Source organism: Pseudochrobactrum lubricantis (assembly GCF_041929865.1).
GTDB lineage: Bacteria > Pseudomonadota > Alphaproteobacteria > Rhizobiales > Rhizobiaceae > Pseudochrobactrum > Pseudochrobactrum saccharolyticum.
The window spans coordinates 37,122-53,333 of record NZ_JBHEEE010000009.1 but is presented as its reverse complement, the minus strand read 5'-3'; the positions used below and the strand labels follow the sequence as shown (position 1 = coordinate 53,333).

The 16,212-nt window shown below is 52.9% G+C and carries 15 protein-coding genes; 6 read left to right on the top strand and 9 right to left on the bottom strand.

Annotation, left to right across the window (positions count from 1 at the left end):
- Positions 1-5: 5 nt before the first annotated feature.
- Positions 6-1,235 (bottom strand): ROK family protein, encoded by a 1,230-nt coding sequence (locus JNC80_RS16535; protein ID WP_213598978.1) that lies wholly within the window; start codon positions 1,233-1,235, stop codon positions 6-8.
- Positions 1,236-1,541: 306 nt separating this feature from the next.
- Here JNC80_RS16535 and JNC80_RS16530 point away from each other — a divergent pair, with 306 nt between their 5' ends.
- The 6 genes from JNC80_RS16530 (at position 1,542) to JNC80_RS16505 (ending at position 8,272) form a co-directional block, all read left to right on the top strand.
- Complete coding sequence (locus JNC80_RS16530; protein ID WP_022710583.1) at positions 1,542-2,789, top strand: sugar ABC transporter substrate-binding protein; 1,248 nt, start codon at positions 1,542-1,544, stop codon at positions 2,787-2,789.
- Positions 2,790-3,018: 229 nt separating this feature from the next.
- Positions 3,019-3,942 (top strand): carbohydrate ABC transporter permease, encoded by a 924-nt coding sequence (locus JNC80_RS16525; RefSeq protein ID WP_022710584.1) that lies wholly within the window; start codon positions 3,019-3,021, stop codon positions 3,940-3,942.
- Positions 3,939-4,790, top strand: coding sequence for a carbohydrate ABC transporter permease (locus tag JNC80_RS16520; RefSeq protein ID WP_376710933.1), 852 nt, complete (start codon positions 3,939-3,941; stop codon positions 4,788-4,790). The genes JNC80_RS16525 and JNC80_RS16520 overlap by 4 nt, the downstream gene beginning before the upstream one ends.
- A gap of 10 nt (positions 4,791-4,800) precedes the next feature.
- Positions 4,801-6,315 carry an argininosuccinate lyase gene (gene argH / locus JNC80_RS16515; RefSeq protein ID WP_376710932.1) on the top strand — a complete coding sequence of 505 codons (1,515 nt, stop codon included), beginning with the start codon at positions 4,801-4,803 and terminating at the stop codon, positions 6,313-6,315.
- Positions 6,315-7,361 (top strand): ABC transporter ATP-binding protein, encoded by a 1,047-nt coding sequence (locus JNC80_RS16510; protein WP_376710931.1) that lies wholly within the window; start codon positions 6,315-6,317, stop codon positions 7,359-7,361. Before argH ends, JNC80_RS16510 begins: the two co-directional genes overlap by 1 nt.
- Positions 7,358-8,272: a carbohydrate kinase family protein gene (locus JNC80_RS16505; protein ID WP_376710930.1), complete on the top strand. Its 915-nt coding sequence runs from the start codon at positions 7,358-7,360 to the stop codon at positions 8,270-8,272. The genes JNC80_RS16510 and JNC80_RS16505 overlap by 4 nt, the downstream gene beginning before the upstream one ends.
- Before the next feature lie 20 nt (positions 8,273-8,292).
- Here JNC80_RS16505 and JNC80_RS16500 read toward each other — a convergent pair whose 3' ends face one another.
- Genes JNC80_RS16500 through araG form a run of 8 tightly spaced genes read right to left on the bottom strand, consistent with a single transcriptional unit; the run spans position 8,293 to position 16,124 of the window.
- On the bottom strand, positions 8,293-9,072 hold the full coding sequence (locus JNC80_RS16500; protein WP_376710929.1) for an SDR family oxidoreductase: 780 nt from the start codon (positions 9,070-9,072) through the stop codon (positions 8,293-8,295).
- A 27-nt stretch (positions 9,073-9,099) separates the two neighbouring features.
- Entirely contained in the window at positions 9,100-10,248 is a 1,149-nt protein-coding gene (gene dgoD / locus JNC80_RS16495) for a galactonate dehydratase (protein ID WP_376710928.1), read from the bottom strand.
- A 12-nt stretch (positions 10,249-10,260) separates the two neighbouring features.
- Positions 10,261-11,166 (bottom strand): aldose 1-epimerase, encoded by a 906-nt coding sequence (locus JNC80_RS16490; protein ID WP_376710927.1) that lies wholly within the window; start codon positions 11,164-11,166, stop codon positions 10,261-10,263.
- Between the two features lie 12 nt (positions 11,167-11,178).
- Positions 11,179-12,057, bottom strand: a complete 879-nt coding sequence (locus tag JNC80_RS16485; RefSeq protein ID WP_376710926.1) for an SMP-30/gluconolactonase/LRE family protein — start codon at positions 12,055-12,057, stop codon at positions 11,179-11,181.
- Positions 12,050-12,691: a 2-dehydro-3-deoxy-6-phosphogalactonate aldolase gene (locus JNC80_RS16480; protein WP_376710925.1), complete on the bottom strand. Its 642-nt coding sequence runs from the start codon at positions 12,689-12,691 to the stop codon at positions 12,050-12,052. The genes JNC80_RS16485 and JNC80_RS16480 overlap by 8 nt, the downstream gene beginning before the upstream one ends.
- Positions 12,692-12,707: 16 nt before the next feature.
- Positions 12,708-13,631, bottom strand: coding sequence for a 2-dehydro-3-deoxygalactonokinase (locus JNC80_RS16475; protein ID WP_376710980.1), 924 nt, complete (start codon positions 13,629-13,631; stop codon positions 12,708-12,710).
- A gap of 3 nt (positions 13,632-13,634) precedes the next feature.
- Positions 13,635-14,585 (bottom strand): L-arabinose ABC transporter permease AraH, encoded by a 951-nt coding sequence (araH, locus tag JNC80_RS16470; RefSeq protein WP_075657115.1) that lies wholly within the window; start codon positions 14,583-14,585, stop codon positions 13,635-13,637.
- Positions 14,586-14,588: 3 nt separating this feature from the next.
- Complete coding sequence (gene araG, locus JNC80_RS16465) at positions 14,589-16,124, bottom strand: L-arabinose ABC transporter ATP-binding protein AraG (protein WP_151160173.1); 1,536 nt, start codon at positions 16,122-16,124, stop codon at positions 14,589-14,591.
- Positions 16,125-16,212: the final 88 nt, after the last annotated feature.

Sequence of the window (16,212 nt, the reverse complement as noted above, 5' to 3'; positions counted from 1 at the left end):
ATGAATTACAAGTCAGCGAGCGTATCCAGTTTCGGTGTCATCGCTTCAAACAAAGGCAGAGCTGCGGCACCCAAAGCCGCCGTAAATTGTCCGGTATGGCCGCGCAATACACGCGGCAAAGCACGGCTGCGGCGGCTGGCAACGGAAATCGGCAACTGCCCCATCCGTGCAATCAATCCGTCGATAATCGCATCGGGTAACATACCGCCCAGCACTACCGTTTCCGGATCGAGAATATTTTCGATCATGGCAATCATCGGCGCCAGATAGAGTGCGGCCTCATCCATCCATTCCATCAGCACCGGATGAGCGCTGTCATGCAATTTCTGCAGATCATCAAAATCTGTTTCTGTAACGCCCGCCAAAGCCAGCTTTTCACGCAGGACATACAGTGAGGCGTAGCGCTCCAGACAACCGGACTGACCACAGGGGCAGGCTCGCCCTTTTGGCGCCACCACAATATGTCCGATTTCACCGGCATTACCGAAAGCACCGCGAAACGGCACACCGTCCTGAATCATGCCAAGACCGACACCGGCACCGAAATAGATCATCGCAAAAGAGGAAATGGCATGCCCCGCACCAAACAGGCGCTCTCCCACCGCTGCCGCATTCGCGTCATTCTCGATAGTAACCGGTTCACCGCAAGCCTGACCTAAAATGGCTGCCGCATCCACATCTGACCAGCCGGGCAAAGTGGTCGGCCCGACAGAGGTCATGCCTTCAATATCGAACGGGCCCGGCATCACCACACCGACACCCAGCAAAGGTGCAGAAAACTCCGCTTTCACAGTATCAACCTGTATACGCAACAAGCCGGAAAGCGCGTCAGGGCTGGTATCATGCACGGGTGTAATATGGCGGGAACGGGGTTGTCCTGTCAGATCAAGCACCGTCGTCACCATGTGATCGGATGCCATTTCAACACCCATCGTTACAGCGCCGTCAGGATTGACTGCGAATTGTTTAGGCGGCTGACCACGGCCGGATTTGAGCCTTCCGGTCTCCATCAACAGATTTTCGCAGACCAGTTCATCGACAATATTGGCAATTGCCTGAGCTGTCAGATGCGTCAAACGCGCAATATGCATCCGCCCCAAAGAGCCGTGCTGACGCACAATATCCAGCACCACCCGACGATTGTGATCGCGGATTCGCTCGGGGTTTTTACCCAAAGTAATCAGCTGTGTGCCTGATTCTGTGCCCGATTGTGTACCTGCCGGCTGTGCGCCCATGCTGCTCCGTCCTGCCCGTCTCAAAAAATGATAAGCGAGAGCCTTCATAACCGCAATAGATTAACTCAAGTAAATTATCTTATTGACAAAAGCCTGTAAAATAGTGACCGTAGAGGGCAGCTCTGCGGAGGAAAACGCATCTGAAGGGGCAAAGCTGCCAACCGGTCTTTGACGAGATGCAATTTCCGAACACTGATCGCTGACGCATGTCACCCCAAAACGGGCTGCCGTTTCGGAAACAACATGCATAAAACTGTATTTTTGCCTGATACCGGCAACAGCCGGAGGTCATAAGGGGAGGTTCACATGCGTAAACTATTATTTGCGGGATTGCTCGCAGGCTTCAGCACAATGGCGCTCAATGCAGCGCAGGCTGTTGAAATTGAATATTGGCAATATGTCTTTGAATCGCGCGTTAAAGCGATGGATAAGCTGATCGAGAATTTCGAAAAAGCCAATCCGGACATCAAGGTCAAACACACCACCTTCCCTTATGATGATTATCAGACCCGCGTGATTGCAGCCAAAATGGCTGGCAACAGCCCTGATGTCATGCAGCTTTTCTACGGCTGGCTTGATAAATTCGTAGCAGGCGGAATTTTGCAGCCGCTGCCAACCGATACATTCCCGCATGATAAGATCGAAAGTGATTTCTTCCCGATCACCAGTGCGATGAAGCGCGGCGAAGACTATTATGGTCTGCCGACTGCCGTGCGCTCACTGGCGCTGTTCTACAACAAGAAACTGTTTGAAGAAGCCGGTCTGGATCCGAAAAACCCGCCAAAAACACTGGATGAACTGGTTGCAGCAGCAGAAAAGACAGCCAAGCGCGATGCAAACGGCAATCTGACCACTGCCGGTATCACTCTGGATATGGCCGGACAGGATCACCATTGGTGGCGTGAAGTGCTGATCCGCCAGTATGGCGGCGCGCCTTACACCGACAATGACCGCAAAGTCACCTACGATTCCGAAGCCGGTGAAAAGGCTCTGAAATTCTACACCGACCTGCAGACAGAGAAAAAAGTCGGCGAGTTGAAATTCATGGATGAAGGTCAGGCTGCGTTCCGTGCAGGCATGGCTGCCATGACTGTTGACGGTACTTTCCGCCTCGGCGCATTCCGCACCATCAAGGATTTTGAATGGGGCGTTACCGAACTGCCGGCCAATGCTGAAGGTGTACGTTCCAACTATGCCAGCTATTTTGCAAATGGTATCGGCGCCAATGCAAAAGGCGAAAAACTGGAAGCTGCCAAGAAATTCCTGAACTACATCTCCTCGCCGGAAGCGATGGAAATCTGGCTCAAGGAAGTTGGTGAACTACCTGCACGTCGTGCGGTTGCCCAGACTGAAGCCAATCTGGCAGACCCGATCTACGGCCCGTTCCTCAGAGGTCTGGACTATGCGCACACCACCATGTTTGTGGATGAAGCAGCCCAGCGTCAGACCGCTATGGATATGGTGAACCGTGTGGTTCTGGAAAAACAACCTGTGAAAGAGTCGCTGGCTGAAGCTGCAAAAGCAGAACAGACCATCATCGATGATGCGCAGTAATCTCTGAAAAAGACGGTGTGCCGCTGTCATCAATCGGCGGCACACCGGAATATCGTTTCATCATCTTCAGACTGCATGAAACTGCGGATGAGTTCCGGCTCTCCGCCAGAATATTTCCGGTATGTGCTGAACCTCCGGCTATATTCCCCAAATTTGTTTGACGCATAGTCCCGCAAAACCGCATCGCATTTTGCCGGATATGCTTCCGTACCATAAGGTATTTTGAACCATGACTGTGACGGCTGCCCGCTCCGGTGATACTTTCTGGAACCGCCTGCCCATGCGCACAAGGCGGCTCATCTGGGTGTGGAGCTTTCTCGCCCTGCCTATTCTGTTTTACACGGTCATCCGGTTTTATCCCACGGTTGAAGCCTTCTGGCTGTCGCTGACCAACTGGGATCTGATGAAACCGCCGAAATTTATCGGCCTTGCGAATTATGAAAAGCTGTTCGCTGATCCGCAATTCTGGAAAGTGTTCAAAAATACATTCACTTACTTGCTTATCGGCACGCCGGTCAGCCTGTTTCTGGCTTTTGTGATCGCTTATTATCTTGATCGCGTGCGCTTCATGCACGGGCTGATCCGTGGTCTGTATTTCCTGCCGTTTCTCACCACTGCCGCGGCAATGGGCTGGGTCTGGCGCTGGTTCTATCAGCCGGCTCCGATCGGCGTGATCAATAATATGCTCAATACCATCGGCCTGCCACAGCAGACATTTTTGCGGTCTGTCGATCAGGCGCTCTATTCCATTATGGCAACATCCATCTGGGCAGGCCTCGGTTTTCAGATCATCATTTTCATGGCAGGTCTGCGCGCTATTCCCAACACCTATTACGAAGCCGCCCGCATTGACGGCTTGGGTGAATGGGCAATCCTGCGCAAAATCACCATTCCGTTGCTGAAACCGACAACCGTGTTTCTGGTCGTCTTCTCATCCATCGGCTTCCTGCGCATTTTCGATCAGGTCTATAACATGACCACCTATGATCCGGGCGGCCCGCTTGGCTCCACCAAGCCACTGGTGCTGATGATCTATCAAACCGCCTTCTCGTCTTACGCCATGGGCTATGCCGCTGCGCAGACAGTCGTGCTGTTCTCCATTCTGCTGGTTGTCTCACTGTTGCAGCTGTGGATCTTGAGGGAAAAGAAATGACCGCTGAAACCAAAACACCGGCACTCCCGTTTGCAAATATCCGGCCAGGCCGCGTCCTCACATGGACACTGCTGTTTATCGGCGGCATCATCATGGTCACACCGCTGGCCTATATGTTCTCTACCTCGTTCAAAACCGCCAGTCAGGTCTATGATCTGCGTCTGATACCGGCTGAACCGACAGTACAGAACTATGTCACCATTCTGGCAGACGGCCGCTTCCTGCGCTGGTTCTTCAACTCAATGCTGGTTGCTGTGATTGTCACGCTCTCCAATGTGTTCTTCGACAGTCTGGTCGGCTACACATTGGCGAAATTCCAGTTCCGTGGCCGCCACTTCATCTTTCTCGCCATTCTGTCAACGCTGATGATCCCGACCGAAATGCTGGTGATCCCTTGGTATCTGATGTCCAGCAAACTCGGCTGGCTCGACAGCTATTGGGGCATCATGTTCCCGGGCATGATGACGGCTTTTGGTACCTTCCTGATGAAGCAGTTCTTTGAAGGCGTGCCGAATGACTTCCTCGAAGCCGCCCGTGTGGATGGTCTGAACGAATTCCAGATCTGGTGGAAAGTGGCCATGCCGCTGGTCACACCGGCACTGTCGGCTCTGGCAATCTTCACCTTCCTCGGTAACTGGACAGCCTTCTTCTGGCCGCTGATCGTCACCACCAGCAAGGAACTTTACACATTACCTGTCGGGCTTTCGAGTTTCGCGGTCGAGCAATCGATTCAGTGGGAAATGATTATGACCGGCGCCGCAATCGCCACCCTGCCAACCCTGCTCGTGTTCCTGTTGCTGCAGCGCTATATCGTGCGCGGCGTCATGCTGGCCGGCCTGAAGGGATAAGGATACTATCATGTCTGTAAACGATCCGCGCCTTGCCGATAAAAGCGTTTTCCCTGATCCGGTCTACAAGGAGACCGTGCTGAAACCGCTTTTTGACGGCGCTAAAACCCATCATGTCGAAAGCTTCCGCCGCATTGACCGCGCCCATCTGGTCATGCTGACGGAAACCGGCATTCTCGACGAAAAACAGGCATCGGCAATCGCCGGTGCGCTGGAACAGATCGACCGTGATATTGATCCGGCATCGCTCACTTATACCGGTGAAGTTGAGGACTTCTTCTTCCTGATTGAAAAGGAACTGAAGTCCCGCCTTGGTGCGGATATTGCTGGTCGCCTGCACACTGCACGTTCACGTAATGATATCGACCACACGCTGTTCAAACTCGGCCTCAAAGAACATATTGATATTCTGCTGGCCAAATCCCGTCATCTGCTCAATGCGATGATTGAAACTGCAAACCGCGAGCAGGCAACACTGATCGTTGCCTATACGCATGGTCAGCCTGCACAGCCTTCAACCTTCGGCCATTATCTGTCCGCAGCGATTGAAGTTCTGATCCGCGATATGCAGCGTTTTGCAACAGCGCGTGAAATCGTCAACCTGTCACCTATGGGCGCGGCAGCCATCACCACCTCAGGTTTTCCCATCGACCGCGCACGCGTGGCTGACCTGTTGGGCTTTGCCGCGCCTTTGCGCAATTCTTACAGCTGTATTGCCGCTTCGGATTACATCACCTCAACCTATTCCGCGATTGAGCTGATGTTTATCCATCTCGGCCGTCTCATTCAGGATTTCCAGTTCTGGACGAGCTTCGAGGTTGGCCAGATCTATGTGCCGAATGCTTTCGTGCAGATCTCCTCGATCATGCCGCAGAAGCGCAATCCGGTACCGATTGAGCATATGCGCCATCTGGCTAGTCAGACTATGGGACGCGCCCGCACTGTGCTGGATGTGATCCATAATACGCCTTTCACCGATATGAATGACAGTGAAGGTGAAACTCAGCAAATGGGTTATGAAGCCTTTGCTTCTGCTGGTCGCGTTCTCGATCTGCTGGCAGCCTTTGTGCAGGCCATCCGTATTGATCCGGCACGTGTTGCCGACAATATCCGCCGTTCCTGCATCACCATTACCGAACTGGCAGATTCACTGGTGCGTATTGAAGGTCTGTCCTTCCGTCAGGCGCATGAAATTGCAGCAACCGTGGCCAAGGCTGTTGTTGCCAAAGGTGGTGGCCTCGCACAGGACGGCTATGAGCCGTTTCTGGAAGCCTTCAAACATGCGGCTGGCAGAGAACCGTCTTTCGACCGCGCAAAGTTTGAAGAGCTGGTTTCACCGGAGCATTTCATCGCCGTGCGTGATCGTTTCGGCGGCCCTGCACCGGAGCCAATGACTGAGGCACTTGCAGCCTACCGCGATCAGGCCAATGCCTTTGCAAGCCTTGCAGACACACAAGCCGCAGACGAGGCCAAAGCCGCGCGCGAGCTCAATGATAAATTTCAGGCCTTGGTGGAGAAACGCTGATGGCAACGATCGAACTGAACAAGCTGGTTAAACGCTATGGCAAGGTTGAGGCCGTGCGCGGCATTGACCTGCAAATTGCCGATGGTGAATTTGTGGTTTTCGTCGGCCCGTCCGGTTGCGGTAAATCCACGACGCTGCGCATGATTGCCGGTCTGGAAGATATTTCCGGCGGTGAACTGAAAATCGGCGATGAAGTCGTCAATGAACGTGACCCGAAACAGCGCAATATTGCGATGGTGTTCCAGAATTATGCGATCTATCCGCATATGACTGTACGTCAGAATATCGGTTTCGGCCTCTATACCTCCAAAATCTCCAATGCGGATAAGAATGCCCGTATTGAAGAAACCGCAAAAATTCTCGGACTTGAGCCATATCTGGATCGCCGCCCTGCCGCCCTTTCCGGTGGCCAGCGTCAGCGCGTTGCCATTGGCCGTGCGATGGTGCGCAATCCGTCTGCTTTCCTGTTTGATGAACCTCTTTCCAATCTTGACGCGCAGCTTCGCGCCCAGATGCGTATTGAGATCAAACGTCTGCACCAGCGCCTCAAAACCACAACCGTTTATGTGACCCACGACCAGGTGGAGGCCATGACTATGGCTGATCGTATTGTGGTGATGCGCGACGGAAACATTCTGCAGACCGGCACACCGACCGAACTTTATGAAAATCCGGTTGATGTGTTTACCGCCCGCTTTATCGGCAGCCCGTCGATGAACCTCATTGCAGGCCGTAAAAACGGTAACAACATCGAATTCAATCCGGATGGCGATGTTCTGGTCGGCATCCGTCCGCATGATCTGATGGTTGTCACCGGTGATGACGCCTCCGCACCGGCAGGCATTGAGCTGACCGGCACCGTCACCGCGGCTGAACCGCTGGGGCCTGAAACACTGGTGCATATTGATGTACAGGGTACAGCAGTAATCGCTACTGCATCGGGCAAATTCATTCCGGCCACCGGCAGCACGCTGACTGCACGCGCAGCCAGTGGCAGTCTCTATCTGTTTGACAAGGCGACAGAGAAAAGTCTGGGACGTCTATGAGTTTGAAAGACAATCAGCATCCGGCCGTTCTCAGCATCGGGCGGATTTACTGCGATCTGATTTTTACCGGTCTGGCAGCTTTGCCGGAACCGGGACGTGAAGTCTTTGCCGACAATCTGAAAATGGCAGCCGGTGGCGGTGCCTATATCACCGCCGCGCATCTGGCACATACCGGCCGCACAACCGCGCTTGTGGCGCGGCTCGGTCTGGATGCTCTGTCCTCCGGTCTGGCACCGGAGCTGGAAGCCGCAGGCATTGATCTGCAATTTCTGGAGCGCTCGGCAGATGCCGGCCCTCAGGTGACTGTCGCCAGCGTCATCGGCAATGACCGTGCTTTCCTGTCGCGGCGTGCAGGCACTGCACTGCCTGCAACTTTGGATGCTGCGCTCACTTGGTCACAGGCAGGCCACTTGCACATCGCGGAATATGCAACGCTGCATGAGATTCCTGATCTTGTGCGCCGTGCCAAGGCACACGGCCTCACAGTCTCGCTCGATCCAAGCTGGGATGAGACCCTGATCTATGATCCGGCCTTGCTCAAGGCTTGCGCAGGTATTGATATCTTCCTGCCCAATAAAGAAGAAGCACTGGCGATTACCGGTTTTGAAGACCCGCAAGACGCTCTCAATAAACTCGCGGAAACCTTTCCCGTCACCGTATTAAAAGGCGGTGCGGAAGGTGCATGGCTGCGTTCAAAAGAGCATAATCTACACGCCAAAGCTGAAAATGTACCGGTTATTGATACGACCGGTGCAGGTGATGCCTTCAATGCCGGTTTCATCAATGCATGGCTTTCAGGGGCAGATGCACAAACGGCACTCAATGCCGGTATTCAGTCCGGTAGTCTGGCTGTGCAGGCAGCCGGTGGCACAGCCTTCTTGCAAAAACAGGAGATCAGTCCGGCGGACTGATCTTCCACTCTTACGCACTATTAGACCGCGTGTTGCAAAACACTTAAACCGCCGTCGATTGTCAGGCAGGTTGCGGTCATAAACGGACACTCATCTGAAATCATAAACACAGCGGCCATCGCAATTTCCTGCGTGCGGGCAATGCGCCCGCCCGGATGCAACCGCATGGTTTCAGCTTTTGCTGCCTCTGGGTCAGGAAAACTGTTCCAATAGTCGACATTCTTCTGCGTCAGCACATAGCCCGGTGCAATAGCATTCACACGTATCTGCTGCGGCGCATATTCCAGCCCCAGAGATTTGGTCATGCCGAGCAATGCATGTTTCGCCAGCGGATAAGGAAATGTGTGCGGGATAATCGTGAAAGAATGGGTGGAAGCAATATTGAGAATAGCACCGCCCCCCTGCTCAATCAGACGCGGCAGCACAGTCTTGCAACAATTCCACGCGCCTTTCAGATTAACATCGAAGCAACGGTTCCATGCTTCATCATCCATTTCCAGCGGTTTGCTGAAGACATTGATCCCCGCATTATTGACCAGTGCATTAATCTGTCCGATTTCTGCATCGGCCTGCAGAAAAGCATTTTCAATCGCTTTGGCATCGGAGATATCCGCCTGAGCAAAGCTCACCGTAACGCCGCTTTCCCGCAAAGCCAGCGCCTCTTTTTCCAGCAATGCCCCATCCGTATCAATCAGGAACAGCGCCGCGCCCTCGCGGCCAAAACATTGCGCAATCGCAAGGCCGATCCCCTGTGCTGCGCCGGTGACAACAATGCGTTTTCCGATCAGACGATCAGCCATGATATTTATCCTTTTTGAACGCCCGCATTACCATTCAGCGAAACTGCCATCTTCGTGACGCCACACCGGATTGCGCCAACGATGGCCGGTTTTAGCCCGTTCAATCACATAGGCTTCATCCACTTCGACACCCAGACCCGGCCCTTGCGGAATAGCAACAAAGCCGTCTTTGTAATCGAAGACCTCACGATTGGTGATGTAATCCAGAATGTCATTATCCTGATTATAATGGATATTCAGGCTCTGCTCCTGAATGAAGGCATTATAACTCACCGCATCAATCTGCAGGCAGGCAGCCAGAGCAATCGGCCCCAGCGGGCAATGCGGCGCCAGTGCAATATCATAGGCTTCAGCCATCGATGCAATCTTGCGGCATTCGGTGATCCCGCCCGCATGGGACAGATCAGGCTGAATAATATCCACATAACCGCCGGAGAGAATAGTCTTGAAATCCCAGCGGGAATAAAGACGTTCCCCCAGAGCAATCGGCGTGGACGTATGATTGGCGATCTCTTTCAGTGCTTCATAATTCTCGGATAAAACCGGCTCTTCAATAAACATCAGCCGGAACGGATCGAGCGCTTTGGCCAGCACTTTGGCCATCGGGCGATGCACACGGCCATGAAAATCCGCCCCAATCCCGACATGCGGGCCGACCGCATCACGCACGGTGCCGATCGTCTCGACAATCGCATCAATCTTGGCATAGCTGTCAACGATCTGCAGCTCTTCCGCTCCATTGAGCTTCAATGCTGTAAAACCGCGTTCCACCATTTCCTTGGCATTGCGTGCCACATCAGACGGACGGTCGCCGCCGATCCATGAATAGACTTTAATCCGGTCGCGGCATTGTCCGCCCAGCAACTGATGCACCGGCACATTCAGTGCCTTGCCTTTAATATCCCACAGCGCCTGATCTATACCGGCAATGGCACTCATATGCACAGCACCACCACGATAAAACCCGCCGCGATACATGACATTCCAATGGTCTTCGATCAGAAACGGATCTTTGCCGATCAGATAATCAGACAGCTCATGCACAGCCGCTTCAACTGTCAACGCACGACCTTCAACAATCGGCTCTCCCCAGCCTGAAATACCTTCATCGGTTTCCACTTTCACAAACAGCCAGCGCGGCGGCACAATATAGGTCGTGAGCTTGGTGATTTTCATTCTGTTACCCTTTTATAGACCTGATGTTTGAATATGCTCAGGCTGCAAGCGTATTGCTCCCGACAGGCTTTCAGACGGTTGCAATATTTTCAGACCACCATAACCGTCACGGCAATGATCGCCCGCCATATGAGACATCGGCTCCAGACAAAAATAATCCGAGCGGGATTGCGACTCCGGCACACCATGCGGCGCATAGAGAAAAAACCGGTCAAACAACGGGTCGGCACTCATGGTCAGGGCTGTATTCTGTTCCGGCCAGACAAGTGTCGCAGTGCCGTCCCATCCCTCAAACCCGTTATTCACCCAATGATCGGGAATTTTTTTCATGCTGCTGAAATTCAGATCATCGGGAATATTGACGCGGTTTTCCGGTAAATAACCCGCACCTTGCGTCCACATTTTCTGCGCATTGAGCTGTAGCTGCGTTTGCTCAGTCAGATGAAAATAAGGATGCCAGCCAAGGCCGAAAGGCATGGCTCTGTCCTCTTTATTTGTCACACGCATGGAGAGAGTGAAACCGGTTTCATCCAGTGTAAAATTCTGTTCCGCTTCATAGATAAAAGCAGCATCGGCTTTGTTATGGGTAAAGCGCAGTACAAGCCTGTCATCAGTCTGTTCTGCAATTTGCCAGAGACCCTGCCAGCTTTCGCCGTGAATATAGAGCGGATCATCATCTGTATTGGCCAGAAAATGATAATCCCGCCCCTCAAAACTGAAGTGATTTTGCGGAATACGGTTGCCGAACGGGATGAGCGGAAAACCACCTGTTTCAACCGGTGCCGCATCGGCATGTTTTGCTTCACGCAGCAGGGGAATAATCCGCCCCTGATCGTGCCACCACAAGCCATGTACCGTACCGCCCTGGCTAGCAATATGCGTTTCAAATTGTTGGTTTTTCAACGTGATGATGCTCATGGCAGCCTCCGGTCAGATGATTTTGACATCGGGTTCAAACCTGCCTTTAAAGGGCAGATCCATGATGAATATCGCCCCCGCCGGCTCTTGTTGCCGCGTCACGTCATCCAGCCCGACCCATGCGGATGTCACCAGCATCTGGCTGGCAGTTTTACCGATAAAAGCAGGACAGCTAGGCTGAGAAACCGGCAAAACAATTGAACGCAGAAAACTGCCATCCGGTGCATATCCGGCAATCTGCGAGCCACCCCACAATGCAACCCAGAAATTACCGTCCGCATCCACAACCGCACCATCGGGATTACCTGCGGGAAAATCATTGAGAAACAGTTCCGGCTCCCCGACCGGCAAACCATTCTCAGGGTCAAGCGGCACGCGCATCACTTGACGTAAAGCTGTATCGGCAAAATATCCGACCGTGCCATCCGATGAAAAACAAATCGCATTGCTAATCGTGATATTGCCGTAAAGCTTGCGCAACTCACCTTTGAAATACCAGTAGATTGCACCTGCACCCTGCTCAGCCTGCCAGCCCATTGTGCCAAGCCAGAATGCCCCTGATGGATGCACCCGCGCATCATTGGAGCGGGTCAGTCGGTTATCCGCTTCGATTTCACAATGCAGAGACAAGTCGCCCGTTGCCACATCGCGCAGATACAGGCCGCGCTCTGTGAAAAGGAGCTGGCGATACTCATCCACCCGCGCAAGGGCACTGGCGGCAAAAGGCAGATCATGTTGCCTGCTTACACCACTTTGAAACTGATATTCGCAGAGTTTGGATTGCAGAATATCAAACCACCATGCTGTATCTGTGTGCGGGTCATAGACCGGCCCCTCACCCAGCTTACACAAAGGTGTATTCAACGCAGCGGGCACAAATATCTCAGCCATGCTCACCACCAAAAACCTCGTCATAGGCCGTGATTGTCAGTCGGGCTTTTGCCTGCACAGTTTCCGCACTATCCTCTGGTTTATACAAACTGGAACCTATGCCGAATGTGCGCACACCCACGCGGGCATAATCTCCGAAATTCTGATCGGAAACACCACCGACAGCCCCGACAACAGCATCCTTCGGCAGAATGGTTTTAATCGCCGCAATGCCTGAAGGACCAAGGGAACCGGCAGGAAAAAATTTCAATGCGGAAGCGCCACTGCGGATCGCCAGCAGAGCCTCACTCGCCGTATAACAACCAGGCATGGTAATCAGCCCGCAGGAAGTTGCATGGCGGATAACATCGGCATCCGTATTCGGGCTCACCATAATCCGCCCGCCAATATCTGCCAGCCGCTGCGCATCTTCTGTTGTCAGCACGGTTCCGGCACCGATCAGCACTTTGTCACCGAATAACCTCACCGCGCGCTCAATCGAAACCCACGGCTCCGGTGAGTTCAGCGGAATCTCAATAATCTCGAACCCTTCTGTAATCAGAGCTTCAAGCACCGGCTCAACCTCATCATTGCGGATACCGCGAATGATCGCCACCAGTGAGCGTTTCAAATTCGGCCAGATGACAGATGACATTGTGCTTCCCTCTCCATCACGCATGATGTGTTACCGGCCACACTCTGGCTGCCGCCACAAATAATCCCTGCCGGACTGCAGTTTCGCCATCCAGCAGAGTGATGCTGAAACCGTTTTTCTCCAGAGCAGCCTGATACAACCGGCCGAGTTTTCCCGAAGCCACCAGCCCGATTGTACCCGCGCCATAAAGCTGTTTTGCTCTGCCCGCCTCTGCACCGATCAGCAGACCGGAAAGATGAGCGGCTCCCTCAGACTGCTCTTCAAAACCAAGCAATTGTGCTGCACGGATACCAAAAACATCCTCGGCCATCCGTGCCGGTTCCGCGCATGTCTTTTCAACAGCACGGAGAAAAGCAGGTGTGTTTTCATCAAAAGCCGCATCCGTATCCACCGCATGTCTGAGAATGGAATGTTGAGACAGTACCGCAAAGAGCTCACCGGTCATGAAAGTCGCAAACTGCGTCACAACACCGTTTTCCAGTCTCGTCCATTTACTATGCGTGCCAGGCATACAGATCAGACCATCAGGCATCGATGTGGCAATACCCGCAAGCTGGGTTTCCTCACCGCGCATTACATTGGCTGCGGATGCATCACGCTGCGCAAGTCCGGGCAAAATACGGATATCGCGTGTCTGGTTTTCTAATTTGAGCGCATAATCTGCCAGACCATCAAGCGCAGCTGGCAGGCTGATATAAGGTGCCTCTGCCCAGCCTTGCCGTGCACCGGCCATACCGCAGATCATAACCGGCAGATCCGGTCCTGCTTCCAGCTTATGCAAATGCTTTTCCAGCACCGGTGCAAAACCCGTTGCAGCGCAATGCATCATACCTTCATCACTGCGGCTTTCACCCAGCACATGCCCCTGTGCATTTGCAATCCAGAGGCGAAAACTGCTCGTTCCCCAATCAACCAATGCGTAAACAGCGTCATTCATCAGTGTTTACCCTCTGAACCCGATCATGTTTGAGCGCAGATTATCCAGCAGCACAGCAATGAGAAGAATGCAGCCGCGCACGACATATTGGTAAAATGCCTGAATATTCAGCAGGTTCATGACATTCTCGGCAATCCCCATAATCAGCACGCCAACAATCACGCCCAGCATTGCAGCACGACCGCCAGCCAGAGAAACACCACCAAGAACACAAGCCGAGATGACAGATAATTCAAGTCCTGTTGCCGCATTCGGCTGGCCGGATGTGATACGCGATGCCAACAAAATACCGGCAATACCGCAGACCAGCCCCTGCAGGGCAAAAATCCAGATACGCATGGAATCCACATTCACACCGGCTAGGCGCGATGCTTCGGGATTACCGCCGATTGCCAGCGTATTCTTACCGAAGACTGTGCGGTTGAGCACAAATCCGAAAATGACAAACAGCAGTCCCATCACCCAGATCGGCGTCGGAATGCCTAAAAATTTTGACAGTGCCAGCTGATAGAAAGACGGATCATTAATACCAACCGCACGGCCATCACTGGAGATCAGCGCCAATCCACGCACAATCTGCATTGTCGCCAGCGTGGTAATCAGCGCATTGATACGAAATTTCGCAATCACAACACCATTGAACAGTCCGACGATAAAACCGCCTGCCAAAGCGGCGAGCAATCCGAGAAAAATAGAACCGGTAGCATTGGACGCCATCACCGCAATCATGCCGGTAAAGGCGACAGTGGAACCGACGGAAAGATCGAAATCGCGCGATGCAAGACAGAACATCATCGTGCAGGCAACAATGCCGATGGTTACCACCGATTGCAGAAGCCCGAGCATATTCCGTTCAGTCAGAAAATTAGGGACTGTCAGCGCCACCACTGCAAAGGCCAGCAGAAAAATCACCACAAGCCCTTGTTCACCAAGCAGAATTTTTTTAATTGAAACCATCGTTCAGGATACCTTTTGTAATGATCCGGCTGCCGTTTCAGCGACGGTCTTATCCGGTAGTGCCGCCGTGAGAATGGCGCGGTCATTAAAATCAGCACGATCAAATCCGGCGGCAATCCGCCCTTCGCACATCACCATAATCCGGTCTGAGATGCCCATGACTTCGGGCAGTTCGCTGGAGATCACCACAATCGCCATACCGCTTTCAGCAAGCTGATAGAGAATTTCATAAATCTCTGCCTTGGCGCCCACATCAATACCGCGCGTAGGCTCGTCAATAATCAGTACCTTGATATTCTGCTCGGCCAGCCAGCGGCCGAGAATAACCTTCTGCTGGTTGCCGCCGGAGAGATTGACAATATTCTGTTTGCGCGACGGCGTACGTACCCGTAATTTTCCGATATAGGTTTCAGCCAGTTCCGCCTCTTTTTTCGGGCGGATCAAGCCAAACGGGGAAAAATGTCTGCGGGCAGAAATAGCGATATTCTCTTCAATCGAACGCCCCTGAACAATACCGTCAAATTTACGGTCTTCAGGACAAAGGACGATACCTGCACGGATGGAACTGCGCGGATCATCAGCCTTCACAACCTTACCATCAACATACACCGCACCGGCGCGTCGTTGATCGGCACCATAAATCAGGCGGCTCATCTCGGAACGTCCGGCACCGATCAGACCGAAAAATCCTAAGATTTCACCGGCACGCACCTCAAAATTCACAGGCTCCGGTAATTTACTGCCGCTGAGATTTTCAACCTTCAGCAATATATTCTGGCGAATATCGCGACCGCGCCAACCCCAGATATTATTGATCTCCCGCCCTACCATTTCAGAGATAATCTGGTCGCGGGTAACATTCTCAAGACTCGGATGATGAGCGGCCAGTTTGCCGTCACGCAACACAGTCAGACTATCGCAAAGCTGGAATATCTCATCCAGACGATGCGAGATATAAAGAATGATCTTGCCCTCAGCCTTCAGACGGCCGATCAGACGAAACAGGATTTCGCTCTCCCGAGATGACAGGGATGACGTCGGCTCGTCGAGCGCGATGATACGCGCATCCAGCATCACAGCTTTGGCGATTTCAACCATCTGCCGCTCACCGATCGAAAGCTGTGCAACCTTGGTGGCAGGGTCGATATCAATGCCGATCACCCGCAGTTTTTCGCCGACAGCACTGACCAGTGCTTTAAAACTGATAATTCCCGCTTTGGCAGGAAAGCGCCCGAGCCACAGATTTTCCGCAACACTCAGTTCCGGCACCAATTGCAGTTCCTGATGGATAACGATCACACCGGCATGAAAAGCATCGCGCACGGATGCATATTTCTGCACCACACCGTCAATAATGATCTCACCGCTATTCGCCTGCTGATCGCCGGAAAGAACACGGATGAGCGTGGATTTACCCGCCCCGTTTTCTCCCATCAACCCGTGGACAGCCCCTTGAGCAACACTGAAAGACACATCTGTCAGCGCCTTAACACCGGGATAGAACTTTGAAATATTTTTAAAGGTCAGAAAGTCAGCCATGCCGCACCTGTCTCTCAGCAGTGGTTGCACCACTTGAACAATAATTTCTGAGAAATGGGAGCCGGAACACTCAATGCTCCGGCCCCGT